This window comes from Shinella sp. S4-D37 (genome assembly GCF_040812195.1).
In the GTDB taxonomy this organism is placed as follows: Bacteria; Pseudomonadota; Alphaproteobacteria; order Rhizobiales; family Rhizobiaceae; genus Shinella.
In genome coordinates this window covers 3,928,340-3,948,120 of record NZ_JBFNXL010000005.1, presented here as the reverse complement: position 1 = coordinate 3,948,120, position 19,781 = coordinate 3,928,340, and the positions used below count along the sequence as shown (strand labels likewise).

Genomic DNA, 19,781 nt, shown 5'->3' with positions numbered 1-19,781 from the left:
AGGATGGCGACGGTGACGGGACGACTTTACGGCGTGGGCACGGGACCGGGCGATCCGGAACTCTTGACGCTCAAGGCGGTGCGGGCGATCGGCGAGGCCGATGTGCTCGCCTATTTCGCCAAGGCCGGCCGCGCGGGCAACGGACGGGCAATCGTCGAGGGCCTCCTGAAGCCCGGCATGGCGGAACTGCCGCTCTACTATCCGGTGACGACGGAGATCGACAAGGAGCACGACGACTACAAACGCCAGATCACGGCCTTCTACGACGCCTCGGCCGAGGCCGTCGCGGCGCATCTTGCCGCCGGCCGCACCGTCGCCATCCTCTCGGAAGGCGACCCGATGTTCTACGGTTCCTACATGCATCTCCATGTGCGGCTCGCCGACCGCTTTCCGACCGAGGTCGTTCCCGGCATCACGGCCATGTCCGGCTGCTGGTCGCTGTCGGGCCTGCCGATCGTGCAGGGCGACGACGTGCTCTCCGTGCTGCCCGGTACGATGGGCGAGGAGGCGCTGTCGCGCCGCCTTATCGACACCGAGGCCGCCGTCATCATGAAGGTCGGCCGCAACCTGCCGAAGATCCGCCGGGCGCTGGAAAAGGCCGGCCGGCTCGGCGAGGCGATCTATGTCGAGCGCGGCACCATGCCGGCAAGCCGCTCCATGCGGCTTTCCGAAAAGCTCGACGACAGCGCGCCCTATTTCTCGCTGGTCCTCGTGCCGGGCTGGAGCGACCGCGCATGACCGGCCGGCTCTTCGTGATCGGCACCGGGCCGGGCAATCCGGACCAGATGACGCCGGAGGCTCGGCAGGCCGTCGAGGCCGCGCGCGAATTCTTCGGCTATTTCCCCTATATCGACCGGCTGAACCTGCGCCCCGACCAGATCAAGGTCGCTTCCGACAACCGCGAGGAGCTGAACCGGGCCGAGGCCGCGCTGAAGCGGGCGGCGGACGGCATCGATGTCTGCGTCGTCTCGGGCGGCGATCCCGGCGTCTTCGCCATGGCGGCCGCCGTCTGCGAGGCGATCGATGCAGGGCCGGACGAATGGAAGACGGTCGATCTCACCGTCGTGCCCGGCGTCACCGCCATGCTGGCGGTCGCCGCGCGCATCGGCGCGCCGCTCGGCCACGATTTCTGCGCCATCTCGCTCTCCGACAACCTGAAGCCGTGGGAGATCATCGAGAAGCGGCTGCGCATGGTGTCCGAGGCAGGGCTTGTCGTCGCACTCTACAACCCGATCAGCAAGGCGCGGCCCTGGCAGCTCGGCCGGGCCTTCGAGATCCTGCGCGAAACGCTGCCGGCGACGACACCCGTCATCTTCGGCCGCGCCGCCGGCCGGCCGGACGAGCGCATGCTGGTCATGGCGCTCGGCGAGGCCGAGGCGGAGCGCGCCGACATGGCGACCTGCGTCGTCATCGGCTCGCCGGAAACGCGCGTCATCTCCCGCCCGGGCCTGCCGGATCTCGTCTATACGCCGCGCTTCCTCGAAGAGCCGACGAGATGATCGGCGAGCCGCACCGCATCCTCGACGGTTCCGGCATGGTGGAGATCCTGCGTCTCTGCCCGTTCGACCAGGACGACGGGCAGGCCGAGGATGCGCGCGGCGACGATCTTGCCATAGGTGGCCTCGCCGCCGGAATTCTTGCTGACGACGATATCGATGCGATGCTCGCGCAGGAGCGCGACCTCCGCCTCCACGGCAAACGGGCCGCGGGCGAGCAGGTATTGCACATCGCAGGCATCGAGCGGCGGATCGACGGGATCGACACTGCGCACGAGATAATGGTGCTGCGGGGCGGCGTCGAAGGCCTTCGCCTCCTGGCGGCCGATGGCGAGGAACACGCGGCGCGGCGCTTCGCCGAGCGCGGCGACGGCACCGGCCATCGAGGCGACGCGCGTCCAGCGGTCGCCCTCGGCCGCCTCCCAGCCGAGCCGTTCGACGCGCAGGAGCGGAACGCCGGTCGCGGCGCTGGCGGCGCGGGCATTGGCGGAAATCTGCCGGGCGAAGGGATGGGTCGCGTCGATGAGAAGGTCGATCGCTTCCTTTTCCAGATAGGCCGCCAGCCCGAAGGCGCCGCCGAAGCCGCCGGTGCGCACCGGCACGGGCTGCGGGGCGGGATCGAGCGTGCGGCCGGCGAGCGACAGCGTGACGGCAAGGTCGGCCCTGCCGGCGAGCACACCCGCAAGGTCGCGCGCCTCCGCCGTGCCGCCCAAGATGAGGATGCGTCGCTTGTCCACGCCTGATCAGCCCCTTTCGACAGCCGCCCCCTGGCTTTCCATCATCGGGATCGGCGAAGACGGTCTAGCGGGTCTCGGCGACGAGGCCAAGGCCGCGATCGGCCGCGCCGAAATCGTCTTCGGCGGCGCACGCCACCTGGAGCTTGCCGATGCGGCGATCCGCGGCGAGCGCCACGGCTGGCGCAGCCCCTTCGAGCGCTCGGTGGAGGCGGTCCTTGCCGCGCGGGGCCGGTCCGTCGTCGTGCTCGCCTCGGGCGATCCCTTCTTCTACGGCGTCGGCGTCACGCTCTCGCGGCGCATCGCACGCGCGGAGATGCGCGTCTTCCCGGCGCCATCCGCCTTCAGCCTTGCCGCATCGCGCATGGGCTGGGCGCTGCAGGACACGGCCTGCGTCTCGCTGCACGGCCGCCCCGTCGATCTCATCCGCCCGCACCTTCACCCCGGCTGGCGCATCCTGGCGCTGACCTCGGACAGCGACGGGCCGGCGGCGCTCGCGGCCTTGCTGACGGAAAGCGGTTTCGGGGCCTCGGCCCTCACGGTGCTGGAAGCGCTCGGCGGGCCGCGCGAGCGGGTGAGCCGCCATCAGGCCGCGCGGTTTACCCTTGCCGATGCCGATATGCTGAATGTCTGCGCGGTGGAGGTTTCCGCCGGAGACGGCGCGCGGGTGCTCGCCTGTACGCCGGGCCTCGACGACGGGCTGTTCGAGCATGACGGCCAGATCACCAAGCGGGAGGTGCGCGCGCTGACGCTGTCCGCCCTTGCGCCGCGCCGCGGCGAGCTTCTCTGGGATATCGGGGCCGGCTCGGGTTCGATCGGCATCGAATGGATGCTGGCCGATCCGTCGCTCCGGGCCATCGCCATCGAGGGCCATGCGGATCGCGCCGCCCGCATCCGCCGCAATGCCGGGCGCTTCGGCGTGCTGGGCCTTGCCGTGGTCGAGGGGGCGGCGCCGGAGGCGCTTGCCGGATTGGCCGCGCCGGACGCGATCTTCATCGGCGGCGGCGGCAGCGAGGCGGGCGTCATGGCAGCGGCGATCGACGGCCTGAAGCCGGGCGGCCGGCTTGTCGCCAATGCGGTGACGACGGAAATGGAAGCCGTGCTCCTTTCCCTTCACGCCCGGCTCGGCGGCGCGCTGATCCGGATCGACATCGCGCGGGCATCGCCCGTCGGGCAGATGACGGGCTGGCGACCGGCCATGCCGGTCACGCAATGGCGCTGGATGAAGCCGGCTAAACAAATCGAGGATTGAGGGATGACCGTTCATTTCATCGGCGCCGGCCCCGGCGCTGCCGATCTCATCACCGTGCGCGGCCGCGACCTCATCGCCGCCTGCCCGGTCTGCCTTTATGCCGGCTCCATCGTGTCGCCGGAACTGCTGCAATATTGCCCGCCGGGGGCGCGCATCGTCGATACGGCGCCGATGTCGCTCGACGAGATCGAGGCCGAGTATCTGCGCGCCGCCGCGGCGGGCGAGGATGTGGCGCGGCTGCATTCCGGCGACCTCTCCGTCTGGAGCGCCGTCGCCGAGCAGATCCGCCGGCTGGAAAGACACGGGCTCGCCTACACGCTGACGCCGGGCGTGCCCTCCTTCGCCGCCGCCGCCGCCGCGCTCGGCCGCGAACTCACCATTCCCGCCATCGCGCAGAGCCTCGTGCTCACCCGCGTCTCCGGCCGCGCCTCGCCCATGCCGAACCGCGAGACGCTGGAGAATTTCGGTGCGACGGGCGCGACGCTGGCGATCCACCTCGCCATCCATGCGCTCGACAAGGTCGTCTCGGACCTGACGCCGCTCTACGGCGCGGATTGCCCCGTGGCGATCGTGGTCAAGGCCTCCTGGCCGGACGAGCGCGTGGTGCGCGGCACGCTGGCCGATATCGCGGCCAAGGTCGCCGAGGAGCCGATCGAGCGCACGGCGCTGATCTTCGTCGGCCGCACGCTCGGCGCGCAGGATTTTCGCGAGAGCGCGCTCTACGATCCCGCCTACCAGCGGCGGTTCCGGGGGCGTGAGGGGCTTTAGGCTGTGGTGACGATTTAACTATTTGATCCATAACATGATGCTTGCAAGCTTGATGAAGCCTAAGAAATTGGCGGCAAGCTTGTCGTAGCGTGTTGCGATGCGCCGCCATTGTTTGAGCTTGGCGAAGAAGCTCTCGATACCCCACCGTTGGCGGTAAGCGATACGATCGTAAGCGTGCTGGTATTTGCGATGACGACGCGGCGGTATGACCGGTTCGCCGCCTTGGTCCAGAATGACGTCATGCAGACTGTCGGCATCGTAAGCTCTATCAGCGAGCACCTGCTTGGCTGGCAGCCCTCGAACAAGGTCGCAAGCCGGTGCCATGTCGTTTTGTTGTCCGGGACCGATCCGAAAGCGAACGGGCAATCCCAGCGCATCGACTACAGCATGGATCTTGCTGCCGAATCCACCACGGGAACGGCCGAGCGCCTGGGCTTGCGCTCCCCCCTTTTTCGAAGTCCGCCAGCGGCTTGCGCCTGCGCCCGGATAACTGTGGCGTCGATGGACAGCCATTCCATGTCTGGGTCTGCAGCGACGGCTTCGAAGATCTGGTCGAATATGCCCTGTTCGATCCAGCGGTAGTAGCGCCGCTTAATCGTCTGATAGGGGCCGAAGCGATCTTCAGGCAGATCGCGCCAGCGTGCGCCAGAACGGGCAAGCCACAGTATTGCGTCGAAGAAACGGCGACCATCGCTGCGCGGACCGCGCCTGCCCTTACGACCACCGGGTACAAACGGCTTCAGCAACTCCCATTGGTCGTCTCGAAGTATCTCCCCATCCATCGCCAAACTCCAAAAGCCAGCGTTGAATCTGATTTGAGACGCAAAGGGAACCTCAGATCCTTAATTTGTCACCACAGCCTAGAGCATTTCCGCATTTCCGGACGCAAAACCGCTTCGCACTTTTGCTGGAAATGCTCTAGATTCTTGTTTGTATCGCATTATCCGACGCCGAAGCGATCTCGCTTCGACTGGAAATGCTCTAGGCCGCGTTTTCCCGCGCGGTCACCGGCACGTAGTTGAGCACGGGCCCGAGCCAGCGTTCCACCTCCGCGACGGCCATGCCCTTCCGGCGCGCGTAATCCTCCACCTGGTCGCGTTCCACCTTGGCGACGCCGAAATAGTAGCTTTCGGGCGAGGCGATATAGAGGCCGGAAACCGACGAGCCGGGCCACATGGCATAGCTTTCGGTAAGCTCCACGCCGATTTCCTTCTCTGCGTCGAGCAGGCGGAAGAGCGTCGTCTTTTCCGTATGATCCGGCTGGGCGGGATAGCCCGGCGCCGGGCGGATGCCGGCATAGGGCTCACCGATCAGTTCGGCCGGCGTGAAGGTCTCGTTCGCCGCGTAGCCCCACAGTTCCTTGCGCACATATTCGTGCATGCGCTCGGCGAAGGTCTCGGCGAAACGGTCGGCCAGCGCCTTGACGAGGATCGAGTTGTAATCGTCGTTCGCCCGCTCGAAGCGCTCGGCGATGGCGATCTCGCCGATGCCCGCCGTCACGACGAAGCCGCCGAGATAATCCTGCCTGCCGCTGTCGACGGGCGCGACGAAATCGGACAGCGCCACGTTCGGCCGCCCGTCGCGCTTGGAAAGCTGCTGGCGCAGGGTGAAGAAGGTCGCAAGCTCCCTGTCGCGCGCCTCGTCGGTGAAGAGGCGGATATCGTCGCCCACGCTGCCCGCCGGCCAGAAGCCGACGACGGCCTTCGGGGTGAACCACTTTTCCGCGATGATCTTCTCCAGCATCGCCTGCGCGTCGGCAAAAAGCTGGCGCGCCGCCGGGCCCTGCTTCTCGTCGTCGAGGATCCTCGGATAGACGCCCTTCAGCTCCCAGGTCTGGAAGAACGGCGTCCAGTCGATATAGCGGGCAAGCTCCGCCAGGTCCCAGTCCTGGAAGACGCGGGTACCGAGGAAGGAAGGCGTCTTCGGCGTATAGGCCGACCAGTCCGCCCTGAACGCATTGTCGCGGGCCCTGGCGATCGGCAGGCGCTGCTTCTCCGCCTCGTTCCTGGCGTGAGCCTCGGCGACCTTGCGGTATTCCGCCTTCAGCGTCTCGACGTAACCGGGCTTCATCTCCGCCGACAAGAGGCTGCTCACCACGCCGACGGCGCGGCTGGCATCGGTGACGTAGACGGCCTGGCCGCGCTCGTAGCGCGGATGGATCTTGACGGCGGTGTGCACGCGGCTCGTCGTCGCCCCGCCGATGAGGAGGGGAATGTCGAACCCCTCGCGCTCCATCTCTGAGGCGACATGCGCCATCTCGTCGAGCGAGGGCGTGATGAGGCCGGACAGGCCGATGATATCCACCTTCTCGGCCTTGGCCGTCTCGAGGATCTTCGTCGCCGGCACCATGACGCCGAGGTCGACGATCTCGTAATTGTTGCAGGCGAGCACGACGCCAACGATGTTCTTGCCGATATCGTGCACGTCGCCCTTGACGGTCGCCATCAGGATCTTTCCCGCGCTCTGCCGTTCGCCACCGCCGCCATTGGCAAGCTTCTCGGCCTCCATGTAGGGCAGCAGCACGGCGACGGCCTGCTTCATCACGCGGGCGGACTTCACCACCTGCGGCAGGAACATCTTGCCCGCGCCGAACAGGTCGCCGACGACGTTCATGCCGGCCATCAGCGGGCCTTCGATGACATGCAGCGGACGCTCGGCGTTCTGCCTTGCCTCTTCCGTGTCTTCCTCGACGAATTCGGTGATGCCGTTGACCAGCGCATGTTCCAGCCGCTTTTCGACCGGCCATTCCCGCCAGGCGAGGTCGCGCTCCTTGGCCTCCTTGCCACCGGCGCCCTTGAAGCGCTCGGCGATCTCCAGCATGCGCTCCGTCGCCGTGCCGCCGACCGTAGGCACGCGGTTGAGTACCACGTCCTCGCAGGCCTCGCGCAATTCCGGCTCGATCGTGTCGTAGACGGCGAGCTGGCCGGCATTGACGATGCCCATGTCCATGCCCGCCTGGATGGCGTGGTAGAGGAAGACGGCGTGCATCGCCTCGCGCACCGGCTCGTCGCCTCGGAAGGAGAAGGAGAGGTTGGAGACGCCGCCGGAAATATGGACGTGCGGCAGGCGCGCGGTGATCTCGGCCGTCGCCTCGATGAAATCGACGCCGTAATTGTCATGCTCCTCGATGCCGGTGGCGATCGCGAAGATGTTCGGGTCGAAGACGATATCCTCCGGCGCAAGGCCGGCGACCTCGGTGAGCAGCCTGTAGGCGCGGGTGCAGATCTCCACCTTGCGCGCCTTCGTGTCGGCCTGGCCCTTCTCGTCGAAGGCCATGACGACGACGGCGGCGCCATAGGCGCGCACGAGTTTCGCGTGGTGCAGGAAGGCTTCCTCGCCCTCCTTCAGCGAGATGGAATTGACCAGCGGCTTGCCCTGCACGCATTTCAGGCCCGCCTCGATCACCTCCCATTTCGACGAATCGATCATAACGGGGACGCGGGCGATATCCGGCTCGGCGGCGATCAGGTTGAGATATTCCACCATCGCCCTGGTGGAATCGATCAAGCCCTCGTCCATGTTGATGTCGATGATCTGCGCGCCGTTCGCCACCTGGTCGCGGGCGACGTCCAGCGCCGCGGCGTAGTCGCCGGCGGTGATCAGCTTGCGGAATTTGGCCGAGCCGGTGACGTTGGTGCGCTCGCCGACATTCACGAAGGGAATGGCCTCGGTCAGCGTGAAGGGTTCGAGGCCCGAAAGGCGCATGTGGCGCGGGATATCCGGGATCTCGCGCGGCTTGTGGCGCGTGGCGGCCTCGGCGATGGCGCGGATATGGTCCGGCGTCGAGCCGCAGCAGCCGCCGACCACGTTGACGAGCCCGTCGCGCATGAAACCCTCGATCTGGGCGGCCATCTCCTCCGGGGTCTCGTCGTACTGGCCGAAGGCATTGGGCAGGCCGGCATTGGGATAGGCGCAGACGAAGGTCTGGGCGACGGACGAGATTTCCGCGAGATGGGCGCGCATGGCGTTGGCGCCGAGCGCGCAGTTGAGGCCGACGGAGAAGGGGTCGGCATGGCGCACCGAATTCCAGAAGGCCTCCGGCGTCTGGCCGGACAGCGTGCGGCCGGAAAGGTCGGTGATCGTGCCCGAGATCATGACGGGCAGCTCGATGCCCTTTTCCTCGAAGATCGCGCGCGTCGCGAAGATCGCCGCCTTGGCGTTCAGCGTGTCGAAGATCGTCTCGATCAGGATGATGTCGGCGCCGCCGTCGACGAGGCCGCGCACCTGTTCGGCATAGGCGACCCTGAGATCGTCGAAGGTGACGGCGCGGTAGCCGGGATTGTTGACGTCGGGCGAGATCGAGGCGGTGCGGTTGGTCGGCCCGAGCGCGCCGGCGACGAAGCGGCGGCGGCCGTCCTTTTCCTGTGCCCTGAGGCCGGCGCGGCGGGCAAGGCGCGCGCCGTCACGGTTCAGCTCATAGACCATGTCCTCCATGCCATAGTCGGCCTGGGCGATGGTGGTGGAAGAGAAGGTGTTGGTCTCCAGGATGTCGGCGCCCGCCAGCGCGTAGCGGTAGTGGATGTCCTCGATCGCGCCCGGCTGGGTCAGCGTCAGGAGGTCGTTGTTGCCCTGCTGGTGACAGGCGCAATCGCCGAAGCGTGCTCCGCGGAAATCGTCCTCGGCCAGCTTCAGCGTCTGGATTTCCGTGCCCATGGCGCCATCGAGCACCAGGATGCGCTCGCGCGCGGCGGCCTGGAGAGCAGCGCGAATCTCGCCTCCGTCGCGCGGCGGTAGTTCGGGTCCGAACAGGGTCTCCAGGTGCGATTTGGCCATGGCAAAGCCCTCCGGTGCAGCAATCCTGCACCGGAGATCACATAAAGATATCTTTATGTCAATATGTCTTTATGCGTTTCCGATCAGTGCATCGACCGGTCCGAACCCGCCAGCGAGGCGAAAAGCGCCTTCAGCCGGGCAATATCGGGATCGACCTTTTCGTAGCGCGCCAGCTTCTGCACCTCCTTCAGCGCCTCGCTGGCAAGGTCGACGCCGCGCGGCTGCCAGAGCAGCCAGGAGATGAAGATGGATTCCGGCCTTCCAGCGCCGGCAAGATCGTCATTGATGATGGCAAGCATTTCTTCCCCAATCGGAAAATTGGGGGATGACCGGACGCACGCTGCTGGAACGTCGCCGAAAGGCGACAGCAAGCGCACCACTGGGACACCCCGCCCATGGACGTTACGACTGTCAGGGCAGGTCTCCTGGCTTGCGGGTCATCGCGTCTGTCTCGCCTTCCCGGTGAAGATCCACCAGTGGCATGGAGCGACAGCAGCTCGCCGTTCACAGTTGCGGGGGCAGCGCCGGTCTTGGCGCTCCTTTCGGAGCATCGCACCGGCTTCCCTCTTAGCCTCCGAGCCGAATTGACCCGGAAGACCCTGACGGCGCCAGAGTGGCGTGGCGAAGGCGACAAGTCAATGGCGCGAAAGCCTCCTGGGACGGGTTGGACACAAGCTGGAGCGCCCGCAGGACAGGGCCGGGAACTTTTCCCCGCCTCGCCCATTTGGCATTTTCCTGCTTCTTGCGTCCGCTCGCCTCGTGCGAGAGGCGTGCGATTCACCAAAACCGCAGATGAGGGTCGATGCTGCGCCATCCGGTCATGTTGACATGTTGCAAGTCTCTGTCCTTACGGCTAAAAAATGCCGTTTTCATGCACCACGCGGCCAGGATGCCGATCAGCGTGTCGCTTGAGCCATGTCCACCCCGATCGCGCCGTCCTGGCGCTGTTTGGTCGCATGGCTGATCGCGGCACCGAGATGAAGCCTGCCCGCAAAAAACCGTTCGGCGCAATGGCCGTCGCCGGATGGTTCAACATGGCCGGATCCAGAATCAGAAACATGCCCCTTCATAATACGCCGCAAGCCTCCTCGCGCGATGCTGACGCCAAGCAGATCGACTATAACGATTCGATCCGCGCCACCTATCTGACGCTGGAGGAGCTGGCCGATTGCGGCGAGGCGCTGGCGCGCGACAAGCGCGCGCCGCTGCCCGGTTTCCATCCCTTCGAGTTCCGCGCCCGGCACAAGGAGAACGAGAAGGAAATCTTCCGCGTCTACCGCGCGACGGCCAAGGACGTCGAGGCGGGTGCGCAGATCACGCCGGCGGCCGAATGGCTGCTCGACAACTACTATGTCGTCGAGGAGGCGATCCAGGAGGTCCGCCGCGACTTCCCGCGCCGTTTCTATCGCCAGCTTCCGACCATCGAGGTCGAGGGACAGGTGATGCCGCGCACGCTCGCGCTCGCCTGGCTCTATGTCGCCCATACCCACAGCGGCGTCTCGCACGAGGGCCTGACGGCCTTCGTGCAGGGCTTCCAGAAGGTCGACGCGCTGAAGATCGGCGAGCTGTGGGCCCTGCCCTCCTTCATCCGCTTCGTGCTGCTGGAGAACCTGCGCCGCATTTCCAGCCGCGTCGAGCGCTCGCGCAAGATGCGCTTCAAGGCCAACGAGGTAGCCGACGAACTGGTCCGCCTCAACGATCCGGAAAAGTCCATCGCGCATCTCCAGACGCTGGAAAGCTTCATCGCGGACAACACCTTCGTCATCCAGCTGCTCTATCGCCTGCGCGACGGCCTTCAGGCCTCCGGCGCGGTGATCCAGTGGCTGGAGCGCAAGATCGAAAGCCGCGGCAGCGACCTGGAAGAGCTGATCGTGGCGGAGAACAACCGCCTCTCCTCGGGAAACGTCACGATGAGCTCGCTCATCAAGAGCCTGCGCGCGGTCGACGATACCGAATGGCCCGTCTGGTTCGAGAGCGTCAGCCGCCTCGACGAGGCGCTGCGCCAGGGGTCGGACTACAGCGACCTCGACTTCGGTTCGCGCAACAAGTATCGCAACACGATCGAGCGCTTCGCCCGCCGCTCCGGCAAGACCGAGCTGGAAGTGACCGAGACGGCGCTGGCGATGACAGCGGAAGACGCCGCGGCGCATGTCGAGGACCTCGACTACGAGGCCAATGTCGCCGCCTTCCTCGTCGGCAAGAAGCGCAAGCTGCTGGAAAAGCGCATCGGCTACCGCCCGTCGATCGTCCAGCGCGCCGTTCGCTTCGGCCGCAAGCTCGACTGGTTCGCCATCGCCGGGCCGAACATCATCCTGACGCTGCTCGCGATGATCGCGGTCTATTATTTCCTCGACCAGATCGACATTCCCGACGGCGCCTGGCTGATCATGCTGGTGCTCTTCGCGCTGCCGGCCTCCGAGGGTGCGACGGGCCTCTTCAACACGCTCGTCACCTTCTTCGTCACGCCCTCGCGCCTCGTCGGCTACGAGTTCAAGGACGGCATTCCCGAGGATGCCCGCACGCTCGTCGTCGTGCCCTGTCTGATCTCCAAGCGCGACCATGTCGACGAACTCGTGCGCAATCTCGAAGTCCACTACCTCGCCAATCCGCGCGGCGAGATCTATTTCTCGCTGCTCAGCGACTGGGCCGACAGCGAGGCGGAGGAGACCCCCGCCGACCTCGACGTGCTCGACTATGCCAAGCGCGAGATCGCGACGCTTTCGGCGCGCTATGCCTATGACGGCCGCACGCGCTTCTACTTCCTGCACCGCCGCCGCCTCTACAATCCCTCCGAAGGCTGCTGGATGGGCTGGGAGCGCAAGCGCGGCAAGCTGCACGAGCTGAACCTTCTCCTGCGCGGCGACGGCGACACGACTTTCCTGCCGGGCGCCAACATCGTGCCGGCGGACGTGAAATACGTCATGACGCTCGATTCCGACACGCGCCTGATGCGCGATGCGGTGACGAAGCTCGTCGGCAAGCTGCACCACCCGATCAACCGTCCGGTCATCGACGCGGAAAAGGGCGAGGTCACCGCCGGCTACAGTATCCTGCAGCCGCGCGTCACCCCGTCGCTGACGACGGGCAAGGAAGCCTCGACCTTCCAGCGCATCTTCTCCGCCGACCGCGGCATCGATCCCTATGTCTTCACCGTCTCCGACGTCTACCAGGACTTTGCCGGCGAAGGCACCTTCACCGGCAAGGGCCTCTATCACGTCGACGCCTTCGAGGCGGCGGCGAAGGGCCGCATCGAGGAGAACTCCGTCCTCAGCCACGACCTGCTCGAAGGCTCGCTGGCGCATTGCGCGCTGGTGACGGATGTCGAGTTGGTCGAGGACTTCCCGACCCGCTACGGCACCGAAACCTCGCGCCAGCATCGCTGGGCGCGCGGCGACTGGCAGTTGCTGCCCTACATATTCGGCCCGTCGAGCGGTATTTCCATGCTCGGCCGCTGGAAGATGTACGACAACCTGCGCCGCAGCCTCATCCCGATCGGCTGGCTCGTCGCCTCCGTCATGGGCTGGTACTACATGGAGCCGCGTCAGGCGCTGGTCTGGCAGCTCGTGCTGATCTTCCTGCTCTTCGTCGCCCCGACGCTCTCGCTGATCTCCGGCGTCATGCCGCGCCGCAACGACATCGTCGCGCGCGCCCATGTCCATCGCGTGATCTCCGATATCCGCGCGGCGAACGCGCAGGTCGCGCTGCGCATCGTCTTCATCGCCCATTCGGCGGCGCTGATGGCCGATGCCATCGTGCGCTCGCTCTACCGCACCGTCATCAGCCGCAAGCTGATGCTGGAATGGCGCACCGCCGCGCAGGCCGACAGCACCGCGCGCGGCGGCATCGCCGCCCACTACAGGTCGATGTGGCAGGCGCCGGCGCTTGCCGTGCTTTCCGTGGCGCTCGCCATGATCTCGGATACCGGCCTTCCCTATATCGGCATTCCCTTCGCCCTCGTCTGGGCGCTGTCGCCGATGATCGCCTGGTATGTCAGCCGGACCGCCGAGACCGAGGACCAGCTCGTCGTCTCCGACTATGTGGCGAGCGAACTGCGCAAGATCGCGCGGCGCACCTGGCGCTATTTCGAGACCTTCGTCACCGCCGAGCAGCATTTCCTGCCGCCGGACAATTTCCAGGAGACGCCGCAGCCGGTGCTGGCCGAACGCACCTCGCCGACCAATATCGGCGTCTATCTCCTCTCGGTCATCTCGGCCCGCGATTTCGGCTGGATCTCGTTCGAGGAGACGGTACGCCGGCTCGAACAGACGATCGCCACGATCGACGGCATGCCGAAATATCGCGGCCACCTCTACAACTGGTATCGCACCAACACGCTGGAAACGCTGGGTCCGCGCTACGTCTCGGCGGTCGACAGCGGCAACCTGGCCGGCCATCTCATCGCCGTCTCCTCCATGTGCCGCGAATGGGCGGAAGCCCCCTCGGCCCATCTCCAGGGCAGCCTCGACGGCATCGGCGACGTCGCCTCGATCCTGTCGGAGACGCTGAAGGACCTGCCGGACGACCGCAAGACCGTGCGCCCGCTGCGCCGCCTCATCGAGGAGCGCATCACCGGCTTCAAGAATGCGCTGGCCGCCGTCAAGCGCGAGCACGAATTCGCCTCCATCCGCGTCATCAACCTCTCGGTGCTGGCGCGCGACGTCAACAAGCTGATCGTCAACTTCGACCACGAGATCAAGTCGGCCGAGAGCGGCGAGCTTGCCAAATGGGCGGGCGCGCTGGTCGCCACCTGCGAGGCGCATATCGCCGACAGCGTGTTCGACCTCGGCAGCATCGAGGGCCTGCGCGACCGCCTCGTCGTGCTGCGCGACCGCACGCGCGACATCGCCTTCTCGATGGATTTCGGCTTCCTCTTCCGCCCGGAACGCCGCCTCTTGTCGATCGGCTACCGCGTCGAGACGAACGAGTTGGACGAGGCCTGCTACGACCTGCTCGCCTCCGAGGCGCGCCTCACCAGCCTCTTCGCCATCGCCAAGGGCGACCTTCCGACCGAGCACTGGTACAAGCTCGGCCGCCCGGTCGTGCCGGTCGGCTCGCGCGGGGCGCTGGTCTCCTGGTCGGGCTCGATGTTCGAATACCTGATGCCGCCGCTCGTCATGCAGGAGCGCCAGGGCGGCATCCTCAACCAGACGAACAATCTCGTCGTGGTCGAGCAGATGAACCACGGCCGCCGCCTCGGCACGCCCTGGGGCATTTCGGAAGCGGCCTTCAACGCCCGCGACCACGAACTGACCTACCAGTACACCAATTTCGGCGTGCCGACACTCGGCCTGAAACGCGGTCTCGGCCAGAACGCCGTCATCGCACCCTATGCCTCGCTTTTGGCGACGCAATATGCGCCGAAGGCAGCGCTGGAAAACCTAGAACGCCTGCGCAAGCTCGGCGCGCTCGGGGTCTACGGGTTCCACGATGCCGTCGACTTCACGCCGACCCGCGTGCCCGAGGGCAAGACCTGCGCCGTCGTGAAGAACTACATGGCGCACCATCATGGCATGTCGATCGCCGCCGTCGCCAACGTCGTCTTCAACGGCGCGCTGCGCGAGCGCTTCCACGCCGATCCCGTCATCGAGGCGGCCGAACTGCTGTTGCAGGAAAAGGCGCCGCGCGACATTCCGGTCATCAATGCCAAGCGCGAGCCGGAGACCGTCGGCAGCACGCAGGCCGACCTGTTGCGCCCGGAAATCCGCATCATCAAGGAACCCTTCCTGAAGGAACGCGAGACCGTCTTCCTGTCGAACGGCCACTATGCCGTGATGCTGACGGCGACGGGCGCGGGCTATTCGCGCTGGAACGGCCAGTCCGTCACCCGCTGGAAGCCCGATCCGACCGAGGACCGCTGGGGCTCCTTCCTCTTCCTGCGCGACACCGCGACGAACGACTGGTGGTCCGCCACCGCCGAGCCGAGGCGCGCGGAGGGCGAGGTGACGAAGACCCAGTTCGGCGACGACAAGGCCGAGTTCATCAAGACGGTCGGCACGCTGACCAGCGAGGTCGAGTGCATCGTCGCCACCGAGCACGATGCCGAAGGCCGCCGCCTGACGTTGCTCAACACCGGGCCGGAAGACCGCTTCATCGAGGTGACCTCCTACATGGAGCCGGTCATCTCGACCGATGACGCCGACAACGCCCACCCGCTGTTCTCGAAGATGTTCATCAGGACGGAGATCGGCAAGCGCGGCGACGTCATCCGCGCCGAGCGCCAGAAGCGCAATCCGAACGAACCGGACATGGTGATCGCCCACCTCATCGTGGACAATGCCGGTCCCTCGCGCCGCACCGAGATCGAGACCGATCGCCGCCGCTTCATCGGCCGCGGCCGTTCGCTGGCGACCGCCGCCGCCTTCGATCCGGGCGCGCAGCTTTCCGGCACGGACGGCTTCACGCTCGATCCGGTCCTGGCGCTGCGCCGCGTCGTGCGCGTGCCGGCGGGCAAGAAGGTCAAGGTCATCTTCTGGACCATTGCCGCGCCGAGCCGCGCGGAGGTGGACGCCGCCATCGACCGCTACCGCCATCCGGACAGCTTCAACCACGAGATGATCCATGCCTGGACGCGCTCGCAGGTGCATATGCGCCATGTCGGCGTCACCTCGCAGGAGGCGGCGAGCTTCCAGATGCTCGGCCGCTACCTCACCTATCCGGACATGCACCTCAGAGCCGACACCGGCACGATCGAGAACGGCCTTACCGCCCAGTCGGCGCTCTGGCCGCTGGCAATCTCGGGCGATTTCCCGATCTTCGTGCTGCGCATCAACGACGAGATCGACGTGGAAGTCGCCCGCGAGGCGCTGCGCGCGCAGGATTACCTGCGCCATCGCGGCGTCGTCGCCGACCTCGTCATCCTCAACGAACGCGCCGCCTCCTATGCGCAGGACATGCAGCACACGCTCGACCATATGTGCGAGAACCTGCGCATCCGCAGCCAGTCCGACGGTGCGCGCCAGCATGTCTTCACCGTGCGCCGCGACCTGATGGACGTCACCACCTGGCAGGCGCTGCTGGCGACGGCCCGCGCCGTCTTCCATGCCCGCAACGGCACGCTCTCCGACCAGATCGCCCGCACGGTCTCCCTCTTCGCGACACCCCGCGGCGAGGAGGAGACGAAGGCGGAAACGGCACCGGCACTACCCGCGCCGAAGCCGCCGGCTCCCGCAGGCGAGCCGGTGGAGATCGACGGCAAGGGCCTTGCCTTCTGGAACGGCTTCGGCGGCTTCAACGAGGAACGCCGGGAATATGCCGTGCGCCTTCGCGGCGGCGAGGCGACGCCCCAGCCGTGGATCAACGTCATCGCCAACCCGCATTTCGGCTTCCACGTCTCGGCGGAGGGCGCGAGCTACACCTGGAGCCGCAATTCACGCGACTTCCAGCTCACCCACTGGACCAACGATCCGGTCATCAACCGCCCCGGCGAAGCCTTCTATGTCAGGGACAACGAGCGCGGCACGGTCATCGCGCCCTTCGCGGCCCTGTCGCGCAGGAACACCGTGAAGTTCGAGACCTGGCACGGCCTCGGCTACACGGCCTTCCGCAGCTGGGAGGACGGTATCGAGCTCGATCTCGTGCAGACGGTCGATCCCGAGGAGCCGGTCAAGTATTCCCGCCTCGTCGTCAAGAACACCGGCGACACGGAACGCAGCCTGACGGTCTACGGCTATGTCGAATGGGTGCTGGGCAACAGCCCGGCGAAAACCGCGCCCTTCGTTCTGACCAGCCATGACGAGGAGAGCGGCGCGCTCTTGGCCACCAATCCCTACAGTTTCGATTTCGCCGGAAGGACGAGCTTCTTCGCCGTCGATGCGCCGGTCGCCAGCTTCACCGCCCGGCGCCGCGATTTCATCGGCCGCGGCGGCGATATCGTACTGCCGGATGCCGTCGCGGCCGGGCAGCCCCTTTCGGGATCGGCCGAAGGCATCGGCGATCCCTGCGCGGCGCTTGCCGTCGATATCGCGCTGAAACCGGGGGAGAAGCGCGAACTCGTCTTCGTGCTCGGCGACACCGACGATGCGGAAGGCGCCCCGGCGCTTGCCGAGAAAAGCCGCAAGACCGATTTCGACGCCGTCATGGCCGCCGTGCGCACCTATTGGAGCGATTTCACCGGGACATTGCAGGTGAAGACGCCGGATGCCGCGCTCGACCGGATGGTCAACGACTGGCTGCCCTACCAGGCGCTCGGCTGCCGCATCCAGGCCCGTTCGGCCTTCTACCAGGCGAGCGGCGCCTTCGGCTTCCGCGACCAGTTGCAGGATACGCTGGCCTTCGTCCTGCACCGGCCGGAGCTTGCCCGCCGCCAGATCCTCAACGCGGCCGCGCGCCAGTTCGTCGAGGGCGACGTGCAGCACTGGTGGCTGCCCGACAGCGGCGCGGGCGTGCGCACCATGATCTCCGACGACGTGGTCTGGCTTGCCCATGCGGTGGAATATTACTGCCGCACCACCGGCGACCGGGCGATCCTCGACGAGACGCTCGCCTTCATCGAAGGCGCGCCGCTTGCCGAAGGCCAGCACGACGCCTTCTACACGCCGGAGCGCTCGGCCGAGGAAGCGCCGCTCTACGAGCATTGCGCCCGGGCGCTCGACCTCGCGCTTTCCCGCACCGGGGAGAACGGCCTGCCGCTCATTCTCGGCGGCGACTGGAACGACGGCATGAACCGCGTCGGCCAGGCGGGCCGCGGCACGAGCGTCTGGCTCGGCTGGTTCCTGGCCGGCACGCTTTCCGGCTTCATCTCCGTCGCCCGCGAGCGCGGCGACCATCAGCGCGCCGACCGGTGGCAGGAACATCTCGGCCATCTCAAGGTGGCGCTGGAAACCGCGGGCTGGGACGGCGCCTACTACCGCCGCGGCTATTTCGACGACGGCACGCCGCTCGGTGCGGCCGAAAATGCCGAATGCCGGATCGATTCCATCGCCCAGAGCTGGAGCGTCCTGTCCGGCGTCGGCGATGCGGCACGCTCGCGGCAGGCGATGGATGCGGTCATGGACCAGCTGGTCGACCGGGAGGCCGGCATCATCCGCCTCTTCGCCCCGCCCTTCGTCGAGACGCCGCAGGACCCGGGCTATATCAAGGCCTATCCGCCGGGCGTGCGGGAAAATGGCGGACAATATACCCATGCCTCGACCTGGGTCGTGCTGGCGCTCGCCCGCCTCGGCCGGGCGGAGGCTGCCTGGACCTGCTTCAACATTCTCAACCCCGTCAACCACACGCTGACGCCGGAAGCCGCCGAGCTTTACCGCGTCGAACCCTATGTCGTCGCCGCCGATGTCTACGGCGAAGGCGAGCGCACGGGCCGCGGCGGCTGGTCCTGGTACACGGGCTCGGCCGGCTGGCTCTACCGCGCGGCCGTCGAGGGCATCCTCGGCATCCGCAAGGAAGGCGGCCGCCTCTTCGTCGATCCGGTGCTGCCGGCGGCGTGGGACGGCTACGAGGCGACGCTCGATCTCGACGGCCGCACGCTGTCGATCCGGGTGGAGCGGGCCGACGGCGGTGGATGGCGGACGAGCGTGAACGGCACTGTCATCAAATCTTCAAGCGAGGGCTATTTGCTCTGATCCACGCCATCCGGATCAGAGCATCATGACAGACGGACATGGACCGACGGGCGTCGTGCCGCGGCAACGCGACACGCGCCTCGACGTCTTCCGGGCCCTCGCCCTCCTGACGATCTTCGTCAATCACGTTCCCGGCCAGTACCTGGAGCACCTGACGCACAAGAATTTCGGCTTCTCCGATTCGGCCGAGGCCTTCGTGCTGATCTCGGGCATGTCGGTGGGCCTTGCCTATGGCGCGCGCTTTGCCGTCGGCGAACGGCTGGCCGTGACGCTGCGCATCCTTCGCCGGGCGCTCACGCTCTATGTCGCCCATATCATGACGAGTGTCATCACCTTCGCCATCTTCGCCGGCGGCGCGCTGTGGTTCGCCCGGCCGGACCTATTGTCGGAAATCAACCTGCGCGCCGTCGTCGACCGCACGGAGCAGGGCGTCGTCAGCATGGTCCTGCTCGGCCACCAGTTCGGCTACAACAACATCCTGTCCATGTATGCCGTGGTGTTCCTGATGCTGCCCGGCTTCCTCTGGCTCTACCAGCGTAGCGCCCTGCTGCTGCTCGCCGTCTCCGGCACGCTCTGGCTGTGCGCCGGCATCTGGCAGATCGCCCCGTCGAATTTCCTCGACGACGGCTATTGGTTCCTCAACCCGCTGTCCTGGCAGTTCCTCTTCGTCATCGGCTTCGTCGGCGTGCTGCGGGCGAGGGGCAAGGGATTTCCGCGCAACACCGTCCTTTCGGCGCTGTCGGCCGCCTATCTCGGCCTCTCCTTCGCCTGGGTCGTCTTCTCCTGGTGGAACATCGACTTCTCCCACGGCCTGCCGGCGGTGCTGACGGGCTTCGACAAGACCTTCCTCTCGACGACGCGGCTGCTGCATGTGCTGGCGGGGGCCTATCTGGTCGCGACGATCCCTGCCCTGTCCAACTGGGCCGCACTGCCGCTTTCCCATCCGCTCGCCGCGATCGGGCGGCATTCGCTGGCGATCTTCATCTTCGGCACGATCCTCGCCATGGCCGGGCAGGTGATGCTGTTCGTGACGGGCAGGGACCCCGTCATCGGCACGCTCTATGCGCTCGTCGGCATCGCGCTGCACGTCGCCTATGCGCGCTATCTCGACTGGCAGGCCGCCGTCATCGCCGAGAACGCGAGACGGCAGGGCCTGAAGGCCCTGCCGGTCAAGGGGAGCGATGCGCCGCCGTAAGGG

The 19,781-nt window shown here is 66.6% G+C and carries 11 protein-coding genes and 1 riboswitch; of the genes, 6 read left to right on the top strand and 5 right to left on the bottom strand.

What is annotated here, in order from left to right; genetic code table 11:
- Window positions 1-3: 3 nt before the first annotated feature.
- A complete protein-coding gene (locus AB3G45_RS26775) occupies window positions 4-738 on the top strand; it encodes a precorrin-2 C(20)-methyltransferase (protein WP_367833686.1) in 735 nt (244 codons plus the stop codon).
- Entirely contained in the window at window positions 735-1,499 is a 765-nt protein-coding gene (locus tag AB3G45_RS26770; RefSeq protein WP_367833412.1) for a precorrin-3B C(17)-methyltransferase, read from the top strand. The genes AB3G45_RS26775 and AB3G45_RS26770 overlap by 4 nt, the downstream gene beginning before the upstream one ends.
- Here the strand turns inward: AB3G45_RS26770 and AB3G45_RS26765 are convergent.
- Window positions 1,463-2,233: a cobalt-precorrin-6A reductase gene (locus tag AB3G45_RS26765; protein ID WP_367833411.1), complete on the bottom strand. Its 771-nt coding sequence runs from the start codon at window positions 2,231-2,233 to the stop codon at window positions 1,463-1,465. The two genes, AB3G45_RS26770 and AB3G45_RS26765, sit on opposite strands and share 37 nt — an antisense overlap.
- Here AB3G45_RS26765 and cbiE point away from each other — a divergent pair.
- Both cbiE and cobM read left to right on the top strand, forming a co-directional pair.
- On the top strand, window positions 2,226-3,482 hold the full coding sequence (gene cbiE / locus AB3G45_RS26760; protein WP_367833410.1) for a precorrin-6y C5,15-methyltransferase (decarboxylating) subunit CbiE: 1,257 nt from the start codon (window positions 2,226-2,228) through the stop codon (window positions 3,480-3,482). The two genes, AB3G45_RS26765 and cbiE, sit on opposite strands and share 8 nt — an antisense overlap.
- A gap of 3 nt (window positions 3,483-3,485) precedes the next feature.
- On the top strand, window positions 3,486-4,250 hold the full coding sequence (cobM, locus tag AB3G45_RS26755) for a precorrin-4 C(11)-methyltransferase (protein ID WP_367833409.1): 765 nt from the start codon (window positions 3,486-3,488) through the stop codon (window positions 4,248-4,250).
- Between the two features lie 18 nt (window positions 4,251-4,268).
- Here the strand turns inward: cobM and AB3G45_RS26750 are convergent.
- From AB3G45_RS26750 to AB3G45_RS26735, 4 genes are all read right to left on the bottom strand, one after another.
- Window positions 4,269-5,032 (bottom strand): IS5 family transposase gene (locus AB3G45_RS26750; protein WP_367833408.1). Its coding sequence is split into 2 segments (ribosomal slippage): window positions 4,269-4,708 and window positions 4,708-5,032, totalling 765 coding nucleotides; the frame shifts between segments, so codons are not numbered across the junction.
- 199 nt (window positions 5,033-5,231) lie between these two features.
- Window positions 5,232-9,023, bottom strand: coding sequence for a methionine synthase (metH, locus tag AB3G45_RS26745; RefSeq protein ID WP_367833407.1), 3,792 nt, complete (start codon window positions 9,021-9,023; stop codon window positions 5,232-5,234).
- Window positions 9,024-9,106: 83 nt separating this feature from the next.
- Window positions 9,107-9,322, bottom strand: a complete 216-nt coding sequence (locus tag AB3G45_RS26740) for a hypothetical protein (protein WP_367833406.1) — start codon at window positions 9,320-9,322, stop codon at window positions 9,107-9,109.
- A gap of 98 nt (window positions 9,323-9,420) precedes the next feature.
- Window positions 9,421-9,640, bottom strand: a riboswitch (cobalamin riboswitch).
- Window positions 9,641-9,876: 236 nt separating this feature from the next.
- The gene (locus AB3G45_RS26735; RefSeq protein ID WP_367833405.1) at window positions 9,877-10,083 is read right to left on the bottom strand and encodes a hypothetical protein; all 207 of its coding nucleotides are present in this window, start codon (window positions 10,081-10,083) and stop codon (window positions 9,877-9,879) included.
- On the opposite strand from AB3G45_RS26735, the gene AB3G45_RS26730 reads away from it, so the two are divergent.
- Window positions 10,082-18,583 (top strand): glucoamylase family protein, encoded by an 8,502-nt coding sequence (locus AB3G45_RS26730; protein WP_367833404.1) that lies wholly within the window; start codon window positions 10,082-10,084, stop codon window positions 18,581-18,583. The two genes, AB3G45_RS26735 and AB3G45_RS26730, sit on opposite strands and share 2 nt — an antisense overlap.
- 25 nt (window positions 18,584-18,608) lie before the next feature.
- Window positions 18,609-19,778 carry an OpgC family protein gene (locus AB3G45_RS26725; RefSeq protein WP_367833403.1) on the top strand — a complete coding sequence of 390 codons (1,170 nt, stop codon included), beginning with the start codon at window positions 18,609-18,611 and terminating at the stop codon, window positions 19,776-19,778.
- The last annotated feature ends 3 nt before the right edge of the window (window positions 19,779-19,781 follow it).